This is a genomic window from Amycolatopsis thailandensis, assembly GCF_002234405.1.
In the GTDB taxonomy this organism is placed as follows: Bacteria; Actinomycetota; Actinomycetes; order Mycobacteriales; family Pseudonocardiaceae; genus Amycolatopsis; species Amycolatopsis thailandensis.
The window spans coordinates 58955-77536 of the sequence record NZ_NMQT01000124.1 but is presented as its reverse complement, the minus strand read 5'-3'; the positions used below and the strand labels follow the sequence as shown (position 1 = coordinate 77536).

19 protein-coding genes, 1 tRNA gene and 1 pseudogene are annotated in these 18582 nt (G+C 68.1%); 13 read left to right on the top strand and 8 right to left on the bottom strand.

Annotated features, from left to right (window positions below; translation table 11 throughout):
• Positions 1-18: 18 nt before the first annotated feature.
• Positions 19-933 carry an LLM class flavin-dependent oxidoreductase gene (locus CFP71_RS32875; protein ID WP_093937830.1) on the bottom strand — a complete coding sequence of 305 codons (915 nt, stop codon included), beginning with the start codon at positions 931-933 and terminating at the stop codon, positions 19-21.
• Between the two features lie 86 nt (positions 934-1019).
• Here CFP71_RS32875 and CFP71_RS32870 point away from each other — a divergent pair, with 86 nt between their 5' ends.
• A complete protein-coding gene (locus CFP71_RS32870) occupies positions 1020-1784 on the top strand; it encodes a helix-turn-helix transcriptional regulator (RefSeq protein ID WP_093937906.1) in 765 nt (254 codons plus the stop codon).
• A 47-nt stretch (positions 1785-1831) separates the two neighbouring features.
• Positions 1832-3016 carry a PQQ-dependent sugar dehydrogenase gene (locus CFP71_RS32865; protein WP_093937829.1) on the top strand — a complete coding sequence of 395 codons (1185 nt, stop codon included), beginning with the start codon at positions 1832-1834 and terminating at the stop codon, positions 3014-3016.
• Here CFP71_RS32865 and CFP71_RS32860 read toward each other — a convergent pair.
• Positions 3013-3738: pseudogene (locus CFP71_RS32860) on the bottom strand (SDR family NAD(P)-dependent oxidoreductase). The gene CFP71_RS32865 and the pseudogene CFP71_RS32860 overlap by 4 nt on opposite strands.
• A 31-nt stretch (positions 3739-3769) precedes the next feature.
• On the opposite strand from CFP71_RS32860, the gene CFP71_RS32855 reads away from it, so the two are divergent.
• Both CFP71_RS32855 and CFP71_RS32850 read left to right on the top strand, forming a co-directional pair.
• The gene (locus tag CFP71_RS32855; protein ID WP_093937828.1) at positions 3770-4291 is read left to right on the top strand and encodes an isochorismatase family protein; all 522 of its coding nucleotides are present in this window, start codon (positions 3770-3772) and stop codon (positions 4289-4291) included.
• Positions 4292-4294: 3 nt separating this feature from the next.
• Positions 4295-4687 carry an NUDIX hydrolase gene (locus CFP71_RS32850; protein ID WP_093937827.1) on the top strand — a complete coding sequence of 131 codons (393 nt, stop codon included), beginning with the start codon at positions 4295-4297 and terminating at the stop codon, positions 4685-4687.
• A gap of 4 nt (positions 4688-4691) precedes the next feature.
• Here CFP71_RS32850 and CFP71_RS32845 read toward each other — a convergent pair whose 3' ends face one another.
• The 3 genes from CFP71_RS32845 to CFP71_RS32835 all read right to left on the bottom strand — a co-directional run bounded on the left by CFP71_RS32845 (position 4692) and on the right by CFP71_RS32835 (position 7047).
• The gene (locus tag CFP71_RS32845) at positions 4692-5324 is read right to left on the bottom strand and encodes an LppU/SCO3897 family protein (RefSeq protein ID WP_093937826.1); all 633 of its coding nucleotides are present in this window, start codon (positions 5322-5324) and stop codon (positions 4692-4694) included.
• Between the two features lie 80 nt (positions 5325-5404).
• Entirely contained in the window at positions 5405-5998 is a 594-nt protein-coding gene (locus tag CFP71_RS32840) for a TetR/AcrR family transcriptional regulator (protein WP_143267223.1), read from the bottom strand.
• A 98-nt stretch (positions 5999-6096) separates the two neighbouring features.
• Complete coding sequence (locus tag CFP71_RS32835) at positions 6097-7047, bottom strand: acyl-CoA desaturase (RefSeq protein ID WP_039917316.1); 951 nt, start codon at positions 7045-7047, stop codon at positions 6097-6099.
• A 174-nt stretch (positions 7048-7221) separates the two neighbouring features.
• On the opposite strand from CFP71_RS32835, the gene CFP71_RS32830 reads away from it, so the two are divergent.
• The 5 genes from CFP71_RS32830 (at position 7222) to CFP71_RS32810 (ending at position 12594) form a co-directional block, all read left to right on the top strand.
• Positions 7222-7293, top strand: a tRNA-Gln gene (locus CFP71_RS32830).
• A 43-nt stretch (positions 7294-7336) separates the two neighbouring features.
• Positions 7337-9085: a GGDEF domain-containing protein gene (locus CFP71_RS32825; protein WP_093937825.1), complete on the top strand. Its 1749-nt coding sequence runs from the start codon at positions 7337-7339 to the stop codon at positions 9083-9085.
• 44 nt (positions 9086-9129) lie between these two features.
• Positions 9130-10617, top strand: coding sequence for a bifunctional UDP-N-acetylglucosamine diphosphorylase/glucosamine-1-phosphate N-acetyltransferase GlmU (glmU, locus tag CFP71_RS32820; protein WP_093937824.1), 1488 nt, complete (start codon positions 9130-9132; stop codon positions 10615-10617).
• Positions 10614-11594: a ribose-phosphate diphosphokinase gene (locus CFP71_RS32815; protein ID WP_005155717.1), complete on the top strand. Its 981-nt coding sequence runs from the start codon at positions 10614-10616 to the stop codon at positions 11592-11594. The genes glmU and CFP71_RS32815 overlap by 4 nt, the downstream gene beginning before the upstream one ends.
• A gap of 130 nt (positions 11595-11724) precedes the next feature.
• A complete protein-coding gene (locus CFP71_RS32810) occupies positions 11725-12594 on the top strand; it encodes a TIGR03621 family F420-dependent LLM class oxidoreductase (protein ID WP_093937823.1) in 870 nt (289 codons plus the stop codon).
• Here the strand turns inward: CFP71_RS32810 and CFP71_RS32805 are convergent.
• Complete coding sequence (locus tag CFP71_RS32805; protein ID WP_093937822.1) at positions 12588-13205, bottom strand: NAD(P)-dependent oxidoreductase; 618 nt, start codon at positions 13203-13205, stop codon at positions 12588-12590. The genes CFP71_RS32810 and CFP71_RS32805 overlap by 7 nt on opposite strands.
• A 95-nt stretch (positions 13206-13300) precedes the next feature.
• Positions 13301-14422, bottom strand: a complete 1122-nt coding sequence (locus CFP71_RS32800) for a hypothetical protein (protein WP_093937821.1) — start codon at positions 14420-14422, stop codon at positions 13301-13303.
• 341 nt (positions 14423-14763) lie between these two features.
• On the opposite strand from CFP71_RS32800, the gene CFP71_RS32795 reads away from it, so the two are divergent.
• From CFP71_RS32795 to CFP71_RS32780, 4 genes are all read left to right on the top strand, one after another.
• Positions 14764-15369, top strand: coding sequence for a 50S ribosomal protein L25/general stress protein Ctc (locus tag CFP71_RS32795; RefSeq protein WP_093937904.1), 606 nt, complete (start codon positions 14764-14766; stop codon positions 15367-15369).
• A gap of 10 nt (positions 15370-15379) precedes the next feature.
• Positions 15380-15976, top strand: coding sequence for an aminoacyl-tRNA hydrolase (gene pth, locus CFP71_RS32790; protein ID WP_093937820.1), 597 nt, complete (start codon positions 15380-15382; stop codon positions 15974-15976).
• A gap of 159 nt (positions 15977-16135) precedes the next feature.
• Positions 16136-16495, top strand: a complete 360-nt coding sequence (locus CFP71_RS32785) for a DivIVA domain-containing protein (protein WP_093937819.1) — start codon at positions 16136-16138, stop codon at positions 16493-16495.
• Positions 16495-16824 (top strand): DivIVA domain-containing protein, encoded by a 330-nt coding sequence (locus CFP71_RS32780; protein ID WP_093937818.1) that lies wholly within the window; start codon positions 16495-16497, stop codon positions 16822-16824. Before CFP71_RS32785 ends, CFP71_RS32780 begins: the two co-directional genes overlap by 1 nt.
• Before the next feature lie 61 nt (positions 16825-16885).
• On the opposite strand, the gene CFP71_RS32775 is transcribed toward CFP71_RS32780, so the two are convergent.
• The gene (locus tag CFP71_RS32775) at positions 16886-18577 is read right to left on the bottom strand and encodes a fatty acyl-AMP ligase (RefSeq protein ID WP_093937817.1); all 1692 of its coding nucleotides are present in this window, start codon (positions 18575-18577) and stop codon (positions 16886-16888) included.
• Between the last annotated feature and the right edge of the window lie 5 nt (positions 18578-18582).

Genomic DNA, 18582 nt, shown 5'->3' with positions numbered 1-18582 from the left:
CGACAGTCCGCCGCGCGATTACCTGGGCAGGGCGCCGTTCACCTTCGGGAGCTGCTCGTCGAACTCCGCCGGTTCCTGCGTCGCGATGCGGATCAGCACGTGTTCGGCGCCCGCTTCCCCGTATTCGCGAAGCCTTTCGGCGACCTCGTCCCGGCTACCCGCGATCTGCACCTGGATCTTCTCGACGAAGTCCAGCGGGACGCCGTAATTCCGCTGCGCATAGTCCTCCAGGCGCTCCCGTGCCCGGATCGGGTCATCTTCGATGAGCACCGTCGCGAACAACGCGGGTGTCATAGGGCGTACGGCCGCTTCGCGGATTTTCGCGAGGCCCTCGACATAGTCCGCGACGTCGGGCGGATACGGCAGCCAGCCGTCGTATGACCGTCCCACTCGCTTCAACGCGCCGGGCGTGAACGCGGCCAGCCACACCGGCGGACCGCCGGGCCGGTGCGGCTCCGGGTACTCCGGAAGGGTGTCGTAGTGCAGCACTTCGCCGTGGAACGGGCCGCTCTTCCCGCTCCAGACGTGCCGCCACAACGCGACGATGTCGTCGAGCCGGGCCCGCCGCCGCTCCCACGGAACACGGGTGAAGGCGAATTCGGGTTCGCTGCGGCCCGCGAAACCCGCGCCGACGCCGAGCGTGGTCCGGCCCTGGCTGAGCAGGTCGAGCGTGAGGATCGCGTTCGCGGAAAGGAGCGGATCCCGCAGGGCCGGGAGCAGCGCGGCGGTGCCGAGCGTGACCCGCTCGGTTCTGGCGGCGAACGCGCCGAGCAACGTCAACGGATCGATGGGCGCCTTCGCGAGGGTGTCGCCGACCCAGACCGAATCGAGGCCGAGGCGTTCGGCTTCGACCGCGATGGCGACCATTTCCGGCGCGGTGCGCCCGGCGTCGAGGATGGACCGATAGGTGGGGACGACCAGACCGAATTTCATGCCACGAGCTTCTCCACGCCGGGGAATCGATTCAATTCCTTCGAGGGAATGGCGGTACCGAACGCGGCTCGGCCAAGATGACGACCATGGTTTCCGGATTCGGTCCCGCGCTGCGGGGCTGGCGCGAACGGCGGCGGCTGTCCCAGCTGGAACTGGCGATCCGGGCCGGAACCACCCAACGGCACGTGAGTTTCCTGGAAGGCGGCCGGTCGATCCCCGGCCGCGGCCTGGTGCTGCGAGTCGCCGAGTCGCTCGAACTCCCGCTCCGGGAGCGCAACGGCCTGCTGCTCGCGGCCGGGTTCGCGCCCGGTTTCCCCGAAACGGAACTCGGCGATCCCAAGCTGAAGCCGGTCCTCGACGGCATGCGCCGGCTGCTCGACGGGCACCGGCCGTACCCGGCCATCGTGGTCGACCGCTACGGCGTGCTCGTCGCCCACAACGACGCGCTCGACCTGCTCTTCGAGGACGTGGCGCCGGAGCTGTTGGAGGAACCGGTCAACACCCTGCGGCTCGCCCTGCATCCGGACGGAATGGCGCCGAGGGTGCGGAACCTCGCGGATTGGGCGCGGCACATCTTGGAACGGCTGACGCAGGAGATCGCGCACGCCCCGGACGAGCGGCTCACCGCGCTGCTGGCCGAACTCGAAAGTTACGTTCCGGCGCCGGGACCGCCCGGCCCGGATCATCTTGGGTTCGCCGTGCCGATGCGCCTGTCCACTTCGGCGGGTGAGCTGCGGCTGATCACGGCCATCACGACGTTCGCGACCGCCGCCGACGTCACGGTGTCGGAATTGAAGCTGGAGACGTTCCTGCCCGCCGACGCCGAAACCGCCGCGATCCTCACCGGATGACCGGTTCGTCCCTCGCGGGCGATTGGCGCGGCTGGCATGCTGATGCCATGCGCACTACCGCCGTCGTCGTGTTCGCTTCGCTGTCCTTGCTGGTCACAGCCTGTTCCGGGGCGTCGAGCGAACCGGTGCAGAGCGCGCCACCGGTCACCTCGAAGCCCGCCGTGTCGAAGCTGAAGGTCGAGCAGGTGACGGCCGGGCTCGAACACGGCTGGGACGTCGGTTTCCTGCCGGACGGCAAGATCCTCGTCACCCAGCGGCCCGGAAAGCTGGCCCTGGTCGACGGCGGCACGAAACGCGACGTCACCGCCGACTTCTCCGACGTCCTCGTACGCGGCGAGGGTGGCTTGATGGGGATGGTGATCAGCAAGGACTTCGCGACGTCGCGCGAGTTCATCACCTGCCAGACCCACAAGGAGGGCGACAACGCCGTCGACATCCGGCTGGTCACCTGGCGGCTGTCGGAAGACAACGCGAGCGCCACGAAGGTCAAGGACCTGCTGACCGGGCTGCCGGTGAATCCCAGCGGCAGACATTCGGGCTGCCGTCCCACTTTCGGCGCGGACGGCGCGCTGCTCGTCGGCACCGGCGACACCGCCCGCCCGCAGCACCCGCAGGACCGCACCAGCCTCGGCGGCAAGGTCCTGCGTGTCGACGCGAAGACCGGGAACCCGTTGCCGGACAACCCGTTCATCGCGGCCGCGAACCCGAACGAACAACGCGTGTTCACCTACGGGCACCGCAACGTCCAGGGCGTCACGGTCCGCCCCGGCACCGGGCAGGTGTTCACCGCCGAACACGGGCCGACCATCGACGACGAGGTCAACCTGGAACGCGCCGGCGCGAACTACGGCTGGGACCCGTCGAAGGGCGGCACCGAAACGAGTTACGACGAAGGCGTCCCGATGACCGACAAGCAGCGGTTCCCGGACGCTGTTGGTCCTTTGTGGACGACGGGCGAGATCACCGAGGCGATCTGCGGCGCCGAGTTCCTCACCGGATCGCGGTGGGGCGCGCTCGAAGGGTCGCTCGCCGTGACGGCGCTGAAGGGGCAGAAGCTCTTGCTGTTCCGCCTCGACGACACCGGCAAGGTCACCGAAGTGACGCTGCCACCGGAGTTCGACGACAAGTTCGGCAGGCTGCGCGCCGTCCGGAGCGGACCGGACGGCGCCCTCTACATCACGACTTCGGAGGGCAAGGACGACAAGCTGCTGCGAGTCACCCCAGGGGCTTAGCTCCCCAGGTACGCGCCGCCGTTGACGTGGACGACCTGGCCCGTGACGTGCCGCGCGGCCGGGCTCGCCAGGAAGGCCACCACTTCGGCGACGTCCTCGGGTTCTCCGGCGCGTTTGGTCATCGTGTTGCCGATGAGCCACTCCCGGCGCTCGTCGGACAGCTTGCCGCCGAAGAACTCGGTGTCCCCGACCAATCCGGGCGCGACGATGTTCGCGGTGATCCCGCGCGGCCCGAATTCCCTTGCCACGTCGACGTTCCACGCCTCCAGCGCGGCCTTCGCGGCGCCGTAGGACCCGGCTCCGGTGTGCGCGGCGATGGATCCGATCGTGACGATCCGCGCGTGGTCGGTGAACCTTTCCCGCAGCGCACGGGTGACCAGCACGGCGCTGAACACGTTCGCGTCCAGATTGGCCTGCCAGTTCGCGGCGAACGACCTCAGGTCTTCAGCGGATCCGTTCCGGAAATCGGTGTTCCCGCCCGCGTTGTTGACCAGGACGTCGACCCGCTCCGGCAGTTCGGCCAGCGCCCGCTCCACCGCGTCCGGATCGGCCGCGTCGAACGGGACCGGGTTCGCGCCGAGCAACGTCGCCGCCTCGGTGAGGACCTGCTCGCGGCGGCCGGTGATCGTCACCCGATCGCCTCACCCGGCGAACACCGCCGCGACCGCGTACCCGATTCCCGTTCCTCCGCCGGTGACCACTATTTCCCTGTGCTGCCCCATGCGTCCAGCATAGGGACACTAGGCTCGCGTCATGACGAAGATCGACCCGGCGACGACGGCGCTCGTCCTGATCGACCTCCAGACGCGGATCGTCGCTTTGGAGACCACGCCGATCGAAGGCACGGAAGTCGTCGCGAACGCCGTCCTTCTGCGCGACGCCTTCAGCGCGGCCGGCTCCCCGATCGTCCACGTGCGGGCGCACCGGCCGGACGTCGACGAGCAGCCGCCCGGCAGCGAACTGGTCGCCGAACTGACGCCCCGCGAAGGCGAGCACCTGATCACCAAGCACACGATCGGCGCGTTCTACGGCACCGGGCTGGACGAACTCCTGCGCGGACTCGGCGTGAAGACGCTCGTGCTCGGCGGGATCGCCACGGAGTACGGCGTCGAATCGACGCTGCGGGCCGCGATCGACCACGCCTACGAGACCGTCGCGGTTTCGGACGCGATGGCCGGAATCGCCGCGATCTCCCACGAATCGGCGATCACGCAGGTCTTTCCGCGGCTGGGCGAAGTGCTCACGACCGCCGAAACCGCCGCGGCGCTGGGCTGAACCATGATCGACAAAATCGCTTGGCTCCACTTCCAGGACGGCCGCGTCCTCGGCGCCCGCTCGCGCGGCAAGTCCGTGTTCTACCTGCCTGGAGGGAAACGCGAACCCGGCGAAACCGACACGGAAACTCTGGTGCGCGAAATCCGTGAGGAACTGACCGTCGAGATCGATCCGGCGAGCGCCGAGCCCGCCGGAACGTTCGAGGCGCAGGCCGACGGGCACGCGCAGGGGCTCGTGGTGCGGACGACCTGCTACACCGCCGAATTCAGCGGCACACCCGTGGCCAGCAGCGAGATCGAGGAACTCGCGTGGCTGGGCTATGAAGACAGGGACCGTCTCTCCGCGGCGGGCAAGCTCATCTTCGACCACCTGCGGGAGACCGGCCTCCTGCGCTGACGACTTACTTCAGTTCGTCGAGGCACAGCACGTGTTCGCGCGGGATCAGCCCACCCACGCCCGACGTCCACGTGAGCTTCATGTCCGTCGCCGGCACGGAGGCGCACGTGGTCCCAGTGGAGACCTCGGATTCCTTTTCGATGGCGAGCACCTTGAAGTGCGCTCCCGCGCAGTCCACTGTCTCGAGCTTCTTCGCCGCGAAGGCATCCCCGGGGAGGCAGTCCCCGACAGCCGGCAATCGCGCGCCCGGATTCTTGAGGTTCTCCAGGCAGAGCAGGACGCCGCCGTCGGCAGTCGTCCGCCTACCCTGGTAGTAGTACAGGTCGGCGTTGGGGTACTCGCCGCATTCGGACCCGCCCGAAATCATCAACCCGCCTTCCGACTTCCCGCCCTGTTTCCCGACGACCTTGAAGTTCGCTTCCGGCGTCCCGCACTCGACGTTCCTGACACTTTCCGCGTCGTCGACGTCGCCCTTGAGACAGGCGCCTACCTCGGTACGCGACGCCGCCACCGGAGTCTCGTCGAAAATCCAGAGCAGGACGATGGCGCCGATGACTCCCAGGACGATGACCGGTTTCAGCCACGTCTTCTTCTGCGGCACCGTCTGTTCGACGGCGGGCGCGGGATGGTTCTCCACGGTGCTTCCCCCAGTTCGATGATCTCTTCGGGGGGCCTAGCGCTCACCGCAGGGGAAACGTTACGGCCGCGCGACGTAGATCAGCGCAGCCGCAGCTTGGGCTTGTGCTCCAAATTGGACAGACCGTTCCAGGCCAGGTTGACCAGATGCGCGGCGACCTCGTCCCGCTTCGGTTTGCGGGCGTCGAGCCACCACTGCCCGGTGAGCGCGACCATCCCGACGAGCGCCTGCGCGTACAGCGCGGCCAGTTTCTCGTCGTAGCCCCGCGCGGCGAACTGCTGGGCGAGGATGTGCTCGACCTGGCTGGCGATGTCGTTCAGCACCGTCGAGAACGTGCCCGTCGAACTCGCGACCGGCGAATCCCGCACCAGGATGCGGAAGCCGTCGTGCGAATCCTCGACGTAGGAGAGCAGCGCGATCGCCGCCTGCTCCAGCATCACCCTCGGGTGTCCACCGTGGAGGGTGGAGACCATCCTGTCGAGCAGGAGCTGGGTCTCGCGGTCGACCACGACGGCGTAGATGCCTTCCTTGCCGCCGAAGTGCTCGTACACCACCGGTTTGGAGACGTTCGCGCGGTGCGCGATCTCCTCGATGGAGGTGCCTTCGAAACCCTTCTCCGCGAAAAGGGCTCTGGCGACGTTGAGCAGCTGCTGCCTGCGCTCGCTCCCCGTCATCCGCACCCGGGCCACCGGAGCGACCGGACGCGCCCCGGTGACCGCTTCACGTTTGGTTCGCCGTCTGCCCGCCATTGCAGAAGACTAACGTGACCTCGCTATTTGCTTTCGGTGGCGATGCGCGCGAGGCGCTGCGGGGTCGGCCATCGCACGTCATAGGCCCAGCCGAACTTTTCGAAGATCCAGATGAGCCGCGCGGAAATGTCGATCTGGCCGCGCTGCACACCGTGCCGAGCCGAGGTCGGGTCGGCGTGGTGCAGGTTGTGCCACGACTCGCCGAAGGAGAAGATCGCCAGCGGCCAGAAGTTGGCCGACTTGTCACGGGCGGCGAACGGGCGCTCGCCGATCATGTGGCAGACCGAGTTGACCGACCAGGTCACGTGGTGCAGCACGCAGACGCGCACCAGCCCGGCCCAGAAGAACGCGGTCACCGCGCCCCAGAACGACCAGGTGATCAGTCCGCCCAGGATCGCGGGCAGCACCAGGGTGAGCAGGCTCCACAGCCAGAACAGGTCGTCGACCTTCTTGATCGCGCGATCCTTGAGCAGGTCCGGCGCGAACCGTTCGGCGTTGCTCTGGTCGCGGTCGAACAGCCAGCCCATGTGCGCGTGCCAGAAACCCTTGGCGATGGCGAGCGGCGTGGTCCCGAACAGCCACGGCGAATGCGGGTCGCCGTCGCGGTCGGAGAAGGCGTGGTGGCGCCGGTGGTCGGCGACCCAGGTGATCACGGGGCCCTGGACGGCCATGCTGCCGGCGATCGCCATCACGACGCGCAGCCACGGCTTGGCCTTGAACGAGCCGTGCGTGAAGTAACGGTGGTACGAGACGGTGATCCCGAGTCCGCTGATCGCGTAGAAGACCACGAAGATGCCGACGTCGACCCAGGTCAATCCCCAGCCCCAGGCGAACGGGACGGCCGCGAGCAGTGCGGCGAGCGGGAAGATGACCCCGAGGTAGACCGACAGTTGCACGGCGCTCGATCGCTGCCCGTCGGTGACCGGCTTGGGGCCCTTCGCGGGCTTCTGGGACTGGTCCAGGGTAGCCGTCATGCAGTCACTTCTTTTCTTCGCGCGACCCTTGAGGGTTTCCCTAAGGGTGACCTTACCTACGATGCCGTAAGTTACGGTACAGGAGGTTTCGTCCCCTGTGGAGTGCCCGCGACCGTGAGGCAACCCCCGGGCGCACATGGAGGTCCCCGGCATGGCTATCCTGACCAGGATCGATCCGCCGTAGTGTAATCGGCAGCACTTCAGATTTTGGTTCTGACAGTTCAGGTTCGAATCCTGGCGGCGGAGCAGACGAACAGATGACCAGCGGCGTTTTCAACGGTGGGGGTGTGTGCGGCTGACCGAGGACGCGACGACCAGTGGCAGGCGGCCGGCGCTTGCGGAGATGTCCGACGCCTGGCTTTACGGTCGCGCGCGTGAACTCGGGGCGGCCATACAGCGCGTCAGCTTCGCCGAACAGCTCGACATCGTCACCAGTCTCGACGAACTCCTCGACGAGACGCAGCGCCGCGGCGAACCGCTGCTGGTCGCCCAGCTGCTGCGCTACTCGGCGATGGCCAGGCTGGTCACCCGCGGTCTCGCCGCCGAAGCCGAACCCAGGCTCGACGAGATGCTCGCGCACACCAGGCGGCACGGTCTCGCGCTGATGCGGGCCGACGCGCACGCCATGCGCGGCCGTCGGCTGGTGATCGCCAAACAGGAGGACGCCGCCCTCACCGAGATCGCCAGGGCGCTGGCCATCCTCGACGACTCCGCCGTCCCGGACCGGCAGGTCGGCAGGCGCAACTGGGACCGGATGCTGTCCACGACCCTGGTCGACTGCTGGCTGGTGCTGAACCAGCTGGGCGTCTACGAAGCGGCTGAGGAGGCCATCGCCCGCGCCGCGCAGGCGATCCGCGACAGCGCGAGCCCGCACGAGATCGCGCTCCAGCTGATCAACCGGGTCAAGATGCTGCTGGGCTGGGGCCTGCGGCTGGAACGCATCGAGCGGTACGACGAAGGAGCGGACAAGTTCCGCACCGCGGCGTCGATGGCGCAGGCCGCCGAAGGCCCGTTCACCGAGTCGCTGTTCCCGCGCAAGGCCAACCTGCCCGCGATCGACCAGGTCGGCGTGCTCGCCGCGGCCGCCGCGCTGGCGTCGCCCGATTCGTCCCATGTCGAGCGGCTGAACTCGCTGCTGAATCCGGAACTGGTGTTCCCGCACGAGCGCGAGATCATCGCCATCGCGCTGGCCCGCTGCCTGGACAACGACGGCCGCCGCGAAGACGCGCTGCAGGTGCTCAAAGAGGTCCGCGAGGACAACGAGGAGGGCTCTCTGCCGTCGATGCGGCTGAATCTCGCCCGCGAGCTGGCCAGGCTGGACACCACCCCGGACTACGCGTCCGGAGCGAGCCAATCGCTGATCGACTACGCGACCATCCTCGAAACGGAGATGTGGTCGCTGCGGGAATCGCAGATCGCCACGCTCAACGCGCGCCGGGAGCACGAACGCCTGTCCGCCGAACACGGCGCGATCACCCAGCAGGCCCTGCAGGACCCGCTCACCGGTCTGCCGAACCGGCGCGCGCTCGACGAAAAGCTCCGTTCGCTGGCGTCGTCCGCGGACGCCCAGCCGCTCGCGGTCGCGCTCGTCGACCTCGACGGTTTCAAGGACGTCAACGACAAGCAGTCGCACGCCGAGGGCGACAACGTGCTCCGTGTCATCGCGAGCACGCTGCGCGACGCCCTGCGCGGCGACGACGTCGTCGCCCGATACGGCGGAGACGAGTTCATCGTGCTTCTACCTGGGGCTCCGGCCTCGGCGGCGAAACAGGCGCTGGGTCGTTCTGTGAATGCCGTCGCATCTCTGCCGCACCATCTTTCGCACGGCGTCACCCTCTCCGTCGGCCTCGTCTCGCTCCGCCCGCAGGAGCGCGCCGAACAGGTCCTGGCACGCGCCGACGCGGCCATGTACCAGGCGAAACGTGGCGGCGGGAACCAGGTTTCGTCGGTCAACTCGATGGCCATCGATCCGGTGACCGGATGGCCCGGTGAGGATGCTCCGACCGACCCCGCGTGGGACTCCGAGCAGCCCACGTAGGATCAATGCCCGACAACCACCGTTGGTGAAATGTTGGGAGTGCCGTGACCGGCCCGCTGAGCACGTTGATCCTCGCCGCGGGTGAGGGCACCCGTATGCGCTCGTCCACCCCGAAGGTGCTGCACCCGATCGCCGGCCGTCCCCTGGTCGAACACGCGGTCCGGGCCGCCGCGGGACTGAGCCCGGAACACCTGGTCGTGGTGATCGGCCACGGCCGCGACTCGGTCGGCGCGCGGCTGGCGAAGGTCGGCGAGGCACTCGGCCGCGAGGTCGTCACGGCCGTCCAGGAAGAGCAGAAGGGCACCGGGCACGCCGTCTCGTGCGCGCTCTCGGCGCTGCCCGCCGGGCTGACCGGCACTGTCGTCGTCAGCTACGGCGACGTCCCGCTGCTCGACACCGAAACGCTCGCTTCCCTGGTCGCCGAGCACAACTCCACCGGCAACGCGGTCACCGTGCTGACCGCGGTCGTCGAGAACCCGGCGGGCTACGGCCGGATCATCCGCGACGACAGCGGCGTCGTCACCTCGATCGTCGAGCAGAAGGACGCCACCCCCGAACAGCACGAAATCGCCGAAATCAACTCCGGCGTCTACGCCTTCGACGCTTCCGTCCTGGTCGACGGGCTTTCGAAGCTTTCGACCGACAACGCGCAGGGCGAGCTCTACCTCACCGACGTCCTCGGCATCGCCCGCGGCGACGGCAAGGGTGTCGGCGCGCTGGTCATCGACGACCCGTGGGTGACCGAAGGCGTCAACGACCGTGTTCAGCTCTCCGTCCTCGGCGCCGAACTGAACCGCCGGATCGTCCGCGGCTGGCAGCGGGCGGGCGTCACCGTCGTCGACCCGGCGAGCACCTGGATCGACGCGGGCGTGACCTTGTCGCGCGACGTCGTCATCGAGCCCGGCGTGCAGCTGAAGGGTTCGACGTCGGTCGGCGAGGGCTCGCAGATCGGCCCGGACAGCACCCTGGAGAACGTCTCCGTCGGCGCGGGCGCGTCGGTGGTGCGGACGCACGGTTCCGATTCGGAACTGGGCGACGGCGTGAAGGTCGGCCCGTTCACCTACCTGCGTCCCGGTTCCAAACTGGGGACCAAGGGCAAGCTCGGCGCTTTCGTCGAGACGAAGAACGCGGACATCGGCGCCGGGACGAAGGTTCCGCATCTGACCTACGTCGGCGACGCGACCATCGGCGAGAACAGCAACATCGGCTGCTCCAGCGTCTTCGTCAACTACGACGGCGTGAACAAGCACCACACCACGATCGGCTCCCATGTGCGGCTCGGCGCGGACAACACGTTCGTCGCCCCGGTGACCATCGGCGACGGCGCCTACAGTGGGGCAGGCACCGTGATCAGGCAAGACGTGCCCCCGGGCGCGCTCGCCGTGTCCACCGGGCCGCAGCGCAACATCGAAGACTGGGTGACCCGGCGCAGGCCGGGCACACCCGCGGCGGAAGCAGCTTCCGCCGCGAAGCAGGACACCACCGCCGTGTCCGATTCAGCAAAGGGAAACGACGGGGAGTCGCCAGCATGAGCTCGAAGTCCGGAACACCGAAGAAGAACCTGATGCTCTTCTCCGGGCGCGCCCACCCGGAACTCGCGGAGGAGGTGGCCAAGCACCTCAATGTGTCGGTCGTCCCGCAGACCGCGCACAACTTCGCCAACGGGGAGATCTTCGTCCGGTTCAACGAATCGGTGCGCGGGACCGACGCGTTCGTGATCCAGAGCCACCCGGCGCCCATCAACGAGTGGGTGATGGAGCAGCTGATCATGGTGGACGCGCTCAAGCGCGCGAGCGCCAAGCGGATCACCGTGATCATGCCGTTCTACCCGTACGCGCGGCAGGACAAGAAGCACAAGGGCCGCGAGCCGATCTCCGCGCGCCTGATCGCCGACCTGTTCAAGACCGCCGGCGCCGACCGGATCATGACGGTCGACCTGCACACCGCGCAGATCCAGGGCTTCTTCGACGGCCCCGTCGACCACCTGCTCGCGCAGAACGTGCTGGCCGCGCACATCAACAAGACCTACCAGGACGAGAACATCACCGTCGTCTCGCCGGACTCGGGCCGCGTGCGGCTGGCCGAGAAGTGGGCGGCTCAGCTGGGTGACCGGCCGATCGCCTTCATCCACAAGACGCGCGACCCGGACAAGCCGAACCAGGCCGTCGCGAACCGCGTCGTCGGCAAGGTCCGCGGTCAGCTGTGCGTGCTGATCGACGACATGATCGACACCGGCGGCACGATCGTGAAGGCCACGGAGGCCCTGCTCGACGAAGGCGCGTCCGACGTCGTCATCGCCTCGACCCACGGCATCCTGTCCGACCCCGCCACCGAGCGGCTGTCGAACTGCAAGGCGCGCGAGGTGATCGTCACCAACACGCTGCCGATCCCGGAGGAGAAGCGGTTCCCCGGGCTGACCGTGCTGTCCATCGCGCCGCTGCTGGCGCAGGCCATCCAGCAGGTCTTCGAGGACGGGTCGGTCACGTCCCTCTTCGACGGCAACGCCTGATCCAAAACGAAGCAAGGGACCTTTGCTGTCGCTCTCTTTCGGAGAGTGACAGCAAAGGTCCCTTGCTTCGTTTTCGGCTCCTCGCGAAACAGCGCGCGCCGGGCCACCCGGCGTGGCTAGGTTTCCGGCCATGGGGAAATTCAAGTTCGGCGTGAACCTGTGGGGCGCCGAGAACCGCGAAGATTGGGTCGCGAAGTGCCTCCGCGTCGAGGCCCTCGGTTACGACGTCATCTCCGTGCCGGACCATCTCGGACCGGGACGGAACGCGCCCTTTCCGGCACTGACCATGGCCGCCGCCGTGACCCGGCGGCCACGCGTCGGCACTCTCGTGTCCAATGTGCCCTTTTACAACTTCGCACTCTTCGCACGCGAAGTCGCCACGACGGTGAAGATGACGGGCGACCGGCTGGACCTCGGCCTCGGCTCCGGCCACATGAAATCGGAATTCGACGACGCCGGCCTGCCGTGGATCCCGGCGGGGGAACGCATCGAATACCTCGCCAAGAGCCTTGACCACCTGCGCGAACACTTCTCGGACGAAGGGATCACGCCTCCGCCGTTGCTCCTCGCGGGCAACAGCGACGGCGTGCTCTCCCTCGCCGCCCGGAAGGCCGACATCACCGGCTTCTCGGGTCTGCGCCAAGCACCGGGGAAGCCACCGGGCACCTTCCAGCTCGACGACGCCGAGCGCATGGACGAACGCGTCGCTTTCTTCCGCTCCCACGCGAACGGCCGGAACCCCGAACTGAACCTGCTCGTCCAGCGGGTCGTCGTCACGGACGACCGGCGCGCGGCCGCCGAGTCCTGGCTCGCGGAAGCCCCGGACGGCCTCGACGTGGACCAGCTGCTCGAAACACCACAGTTGCTTTTCGGAACCGTCGACGAGATCGTCCGGCAACTCCACGAGCGCCGCGAACGGTACGGCTTCTCCTACGTCACGGTGTTCCAGCCGATGCTGGAAACGTTCGCCCCGATCGTGAAGGAACTGTCCGGTCAGTAGGCGACGCAGAAACGCTGACGGCGGCGCTCCGGCTTGTCGATCTCGTCCACGAACGCGATCGCGTAGTCGGCGCCGCTGATCTTCGACCCGCCGTTCTCGTCGGTCAGGAGCACGTCACCGCCGAGCCGGAAATCACCGGTCCGCTCACCCTCGGCCCACGCGCCGAACTCGGCGGCCGGGCTGAGGTAGAACCAGTCGACGTCCGCGGGAAGCTTCCGGAACGCTTCCAGCACCTCGGCGTGCGCCCCCGCTTCGCCCTTGTACTCGTCCGGGAACTCGGGGGTGTCGATCAGTCGCGGCCCGTCCTCGGCCACACGCAGGCTGCCGGCGCCGCCGACCACGCCGATCCGCGCGCCGTTGTCCTTCGCGACCCGGGCGATCGAGGGCACCGCGTCGAGCAGGCCGCTCTGCCCGTGCACGGCGATGACCAGGACATCGGCGCCCTTGGCGACCTCGGCGAGGAAGGACTCGTCGTAGAGCGACCCCGCCTTGGTCCCCTCACCTTCGGCGTTCCTGGACACCGCGAGGACCTCGTGACCGCGACCGCGCGCTTCCGCGGTGATCTTCCCGCCCGCGTACCCGGTTCCTCCGAACACAACCAACTTCGCCATCACGTTCTCCCTTTTCATCGGCGACGACACCGATGCTAAGAACGCAAGATCGACTACTTCAACGTATGTAACGCACCCGTGGGTGAGTGTGCAGGTCAGCCACCCAGCGCGGCGAACTCGGATTTGAGCTTCTCACGAACGCCGTTCACGTCGACCGGAACCCGGACCTCGCCGCGGGCCGCCGGCTTCGCCTGCACCTGATAGCTGGCGTTCCGATTCGGCAGTTTGAACTTGACCTCGCAGGACATGCTCGTCGTGGTGTCCGGCGCCGCGTTGGCGTCCGCCGTGCAGGTCTGCGCGCCGAGCGACTGCGCGGAGAACTCGACGGTCAGCGTCAGATGCACGGGTGTCCCGCTCGCGCCGCCGATGACGGTGTTGGCCACGCCGATGGTCGCCCGGCAGGTCCCGACGAAGTCCGTGCAGTCCAGTTTGTCGTCGACCACGCTCACACTGACTTGGGTGAGCGCGTCGAACGGCTGCCCGACCCCGCCGACCGCGCCGTCGAGATCGGTCTGGAGTTTCTTGAGCGCGTCCCCGGTGAGCGGCTCGACCCGCATCTCGGCACCGAGCGTCTTGCCTCCCGCCGCGTCGACGAGGGAAGGCGCGAAGCTGACGACACGATGTGGCGCCGCGGTGGTCACCCGCAGTGTCCCGAGTCCGCTCCCGACGTCGTAGACCTCGGTCCCGTCGGGCAACTTCGACCGGACCGGATCGGTCAGCCGGTTCATCGCGGAGACCGCGGTCCGGAGGGTCGACGCCGCCTTGCGCGGGTTGAGCACCTCGACGGCGTTCACCGGCAGGTCCGAGCTGTCGGTGCGCACCCAGCCGGTGCCGTACTGCTCGCTGTTGCCGAGCCCGTGCGCCTTCCAGTACTCCGGCGTGGCCGAGAGGTACAGCTGCTTGTCGGCCGAGACGACCTGGATCGTCTGGCCGTCGACCGGCAGCGCGCCGTGGGCGCTGCCGTTACGGGTGATCCGGAACTCCAGATCGGCGGGCTTGCCCGAGGCATCCTTGATTGTCGACTTGTAGACAACGGCCGGTGCCTGCTCGAGCTCCTTCAGCGCGCTCTCGACAGCGCCTCGCTGCTCATCGCGCCGATCCACCCGCTGCTGCTCGGCGGGCGAGATCCCCGCCGACCCGTCGATCGCGACATCGCAACCGGCCACGAGGAAGCACAGGGTGGCGAACGCGCCGATCCTCAACCGTCGTGCCGGCATGCCGCCCCCTTCGTGTCGCGTGCGAGGAGATCACACCCTAGGAAAGGGGTCGCGCACCACCGCATCCGCGGGTTCCCGAAGCAGCTGTCACCGACTTGTCACCTGAACGAGCCACCCGGCGGGACCCTCGCACGACCGGTTGGTCTACACTTTCCCGGTCTCGGCGAGGCGGGTTCCGTGAGCACCTGGTGCCCGACGTGATCGACGCGGCGGCTTGAGTGGCCACACGCTGTCGAGCACGCCTGTGGAATTCGCCGCCGACACACCAGAACAGCCCCGAACCATCCCCACCTCAGCATGATTTCGCTGAACATGTTGGTGAATTGAAGGAGTGCTACACCGTGTCCGAGGTAAGCCTGTCCGTCGAGCCCCGCACCGAATTCGGCAAGGGTGCCGCGCGCCGTACGCGTCGCGCGGGCAAGATCCCCGCGGTGCTGTACGGGCACGGCTCGGACCCGCGCCACTACGCCCTGCCCGCCCTCGAGTTCGCCCGCGTCGTGCGTGAGAACGGCAGCAACGCCGTCATCAGCCTCGACCTCGACGGCAAGAGCGAGCTGGCGCTGACGAAGACCATCGTCATCCACCCGCTGAAGAACTACATCGAGCACGTCGACCTGCTGGTCGTCCGCCGCGGCGAGAAGGTCACCGTCGACGTCCCGGTCGTCGTCACCGGCACCGCGGGCCCGGGCACCCTGGTCACCACCGACCTGGACACCCTCCAGGTCGAGGTCGAGGCGCTGCACATCCCCGAGCAGGTCGAGGTCTCGGTCGAGGGCGTCGCCGCCGGCACCCAGATCCTCGCCTCGCAGGTCACCCTGCCGCAGGGCGCCACCCTGGTCACGGACGCCGAGGCGCTGGTCGTCGCCGTCAACGAGGCGCCGTCCGAGTCCGCGCTCGAGGGCGACGAGGCCGAGGCTGCGGAGGCCCCCGCCGAGGACGCCGAATAAAGTCACTCATGTGACTGAAGCAGTACTTCCCGGGGCCGGCGAGCAAATCCTGCTCGCCGGCCTCGGCAATCCCGGCCCCCAGTACGCAGGCAACCGGCACAACGTCGGCTTCATGGTGCTCGACGAACTCGCCGGGCGCGTCGGCGGCAAGTTCAAGGCCCACAAGAGCGGCGCCGAAGTCCTCGAAGGCAGGCTCGCGGGGCAGCGGGTGGTATTGGCCAAACCGCGCTCGTACATGAACCTCTCGGGCGGCCCTGTCGTGGGCACCGCCCGGTTCTACAAGATCCCCCCGGCCGGTGTCGTGGTCGTCCACGACGAGCTGGACGTCGACTTCGGCGCGCTCAAGATGAAACTGGGCGGCGGCGACAACGGTCACAACGGACTCCGCTCGATCACCAAATCCCTGGGCACGAAGGACTACTACCGTGTCCGTTTCGGCGTCGGCCGACCCCCGGGACGGCAGGACCCGGCGGATTTCGTGCTGAAAGACTTCTCGACGGTCGAACGCAAAGAACTCGCTTTCGAGATCGATCGTTGCGCCGACGCCGTTGAAGCGCTTATCAGCACCGGCCTCGCCGCAGCTCAGAACACCTTCCACGCTGGGTGAACCCGCTCACATGGCGGTGCGTTACACCTCGTCACTCGAAGGCGTTTCACCACGCCCCTGATCGAGTCGTGGAATAGCGCGAGCTCTTCCGGGGAACTCTCAAACCCGTTAGGACGGAATGCGGAGATCGCATTCCCCACCGAAACCGGAGAGAGTTTCATGTCGTTTACGGCCGAAGACATCACCGGCGCCACTTTCCCGAACGCCCCGATCGGGCGGCGCGGATACGCCAAGCACGAGGTCGACGCGTTCCTGGAACGGATCGCGGACACGATCTCGGACCGGGACGACCTGACGGCCGCCGAGGTCCACCACGTCATGTTCTCGCGTCCGCTGATCGGGAAGCGCGGCTACGACGAACGCGAAGTCGACGAGTTCCTCGACAAGATCGAAGAGCAGCTCGCCCACCGGACCGGACAGCAGGTACTCAGCGTGCCCGGCGCGCGTGAAGAGGGTCAGGCGACCGCCGAACGCTCCGTTCCGGACCGCGGGCCCGTCGAGTTCCTGCGGGAGCGCTAGTGCCCGTCACCGCGTTCGAGGCGAGAACCCGGCAGTTCGACCGGGCGCCGATCGGCGCCCGGGGCTATCACGAACCCGCGGTCGACGCCTTCCTCGAACGGGTCGCCGCGACACTCGACGGCGACGACGATCTGTCTGTTTCGGACGTCCACGACGTGGCGTTCGCCAAGGCGCCGCTCTCGAAGAGAGGCTATGACCCGGCGGCCGTGGACGCGTTCCTCCGGGACGTGGAGGGGACGTTGGCCGGGCTCTCCCGGTCCGCCGATTACTACATCGCGCCCGCCTTGGAACACACCCATACCCGTAAGCCGCTCTGGCGACGCCGCTGACCCACGGGAGGTGCCGCGAAAGAGCCGGGCCCGCGATATCCACGGGCCCGGCTCTTTCGTGTCAGCTGGTCGCCGCGTTCTTGGCGATCTTGTCCGCGAACTGGGTGGCGGTCGCGGCCCGCTTCACCTTGCCCGAAGGCGTCTTGGGCAGGCTTCCCGCCGGGAGCACCACCACCGCGAAGGGCCGCATGTCGACGGCGCCGCGCACCTTGGCCGCGACCTCCTTCGCCAGCGCCTTCTCCGTTTCCGGGTCCCCGGCGAGTTTCGATTCGAGGACGACGGCGAACCGCTCCCGGCGGCTGCCGGCGTCGATCCGCACAGCCACGGCGTTTCCGGCACGGACACCCTCGACCGAGGTGGCCGCCCGTTCGATGTCGGTCGGGTACAGGTTCCGGCCGCCCATGATGATGACGTCCTTGCGGCGGCCGCAGATCACGATCATGCCGTCGACCAGGTAACCGAGGTCTCCGGTGAGCAGCCAGCCGTCCTCGTCCTGCGTCGCGAGCGGACCTTCCATGGTCAGGTAGCCCGGCGTCACGGCCTCACCGCGCAGCCGGATCTCCCCGACCTGGCGTTCTCCGAGCACCGCGCCCTTATCGTCGACGATCTCGGCCTCGAGCCCGTCGAGCGGCGGTCCGAGCACCGCGAAGGACCGGACTTCGTCCGTTCCGCGCCGCGGGTCGTCCTCGGGGACCGGCACCGCGCGGTCGTCGGCCTCGAGCGCGTCGGCTTCGACGACGTCCAGTGTCAGCCCGGTGAACAACGGCGCGAACGAAACCGCGAGAGTCGCCTCCGCCATGCCGTAGGCCGGGAAGACGCATTCGGCGGGCATCTTGAACCGTGACCCGGCCTCGACGAACGTCTGCACGGCCGTTTCGTCGATCGGCTCGGCGCCGTTCAGCGCGATCCGCAGCTTCGAGAGGTCGTACGCGTCGTCGTCCTCGACGCGGGCCATCCGCCTGCCCACGATCGCGTACGCGAAGTTCGGCGCGGCCGTGGTCGTGCCGTTGTACTTGCTGATCAGCTGCGGCCAGATCAACGGTCCCGACAGGAACTCGATCGGCGTGATCTTGACGAGTTCGACACCGAAGGTCATCGGGACCGTCAGGAAGCCGACCATCCCCATGTCGTGGAAGGTGGGCAGCCACGAAACCATCACGTCGACGTCGAAATCGAACTCGGCGCGTTCGACCATCGCCTTGACGTTCGAATACAGGTTTCCGTAGGTGATCCGCACGGCCTTCGGATCGGCCGTCGACCCACTGGTCAGCTGGAGGAGCGCGGTCTCGGACTCGTTCGTCGGCACGGGCTCCGCCAGCGGCTCGGCCTCGAGCAGCTCGGTGATCACCTGGAAGGCGATGCCGTGCTCGGTGAGCACCGGCCCCAGCTGGTCGAACGGCTCACCGAGCAGTACCAGACCGGATCCGATCATCCGCAGCACGCGAACGGTGTCTTCGGCCCATTCGGCGAGGTCGGTGCGCGGTGTCGGCTGATGCAGCATCGTCACGCTGCCGCCGGCGAGCCACACCGCCTGCACCGTCGGCGCGATCAGCGACGGCGCCGCCGCCAGGACCGCCACCGCCTTGCCGGGCTCGAGCCCGGCCGTCACCAGGCCTCCGGCGACCCGCTTGGCCTGCTCGTGAATCTCGGCCCAGGTACGCCGAACCGGCTCCTTGGGCTCCCCGGTGACCATTCCCCGCTGCTGACCTCGCCCCGCCGCGGTGGCGACGAGCGTGTCCACGAACCGACTCATGCGCG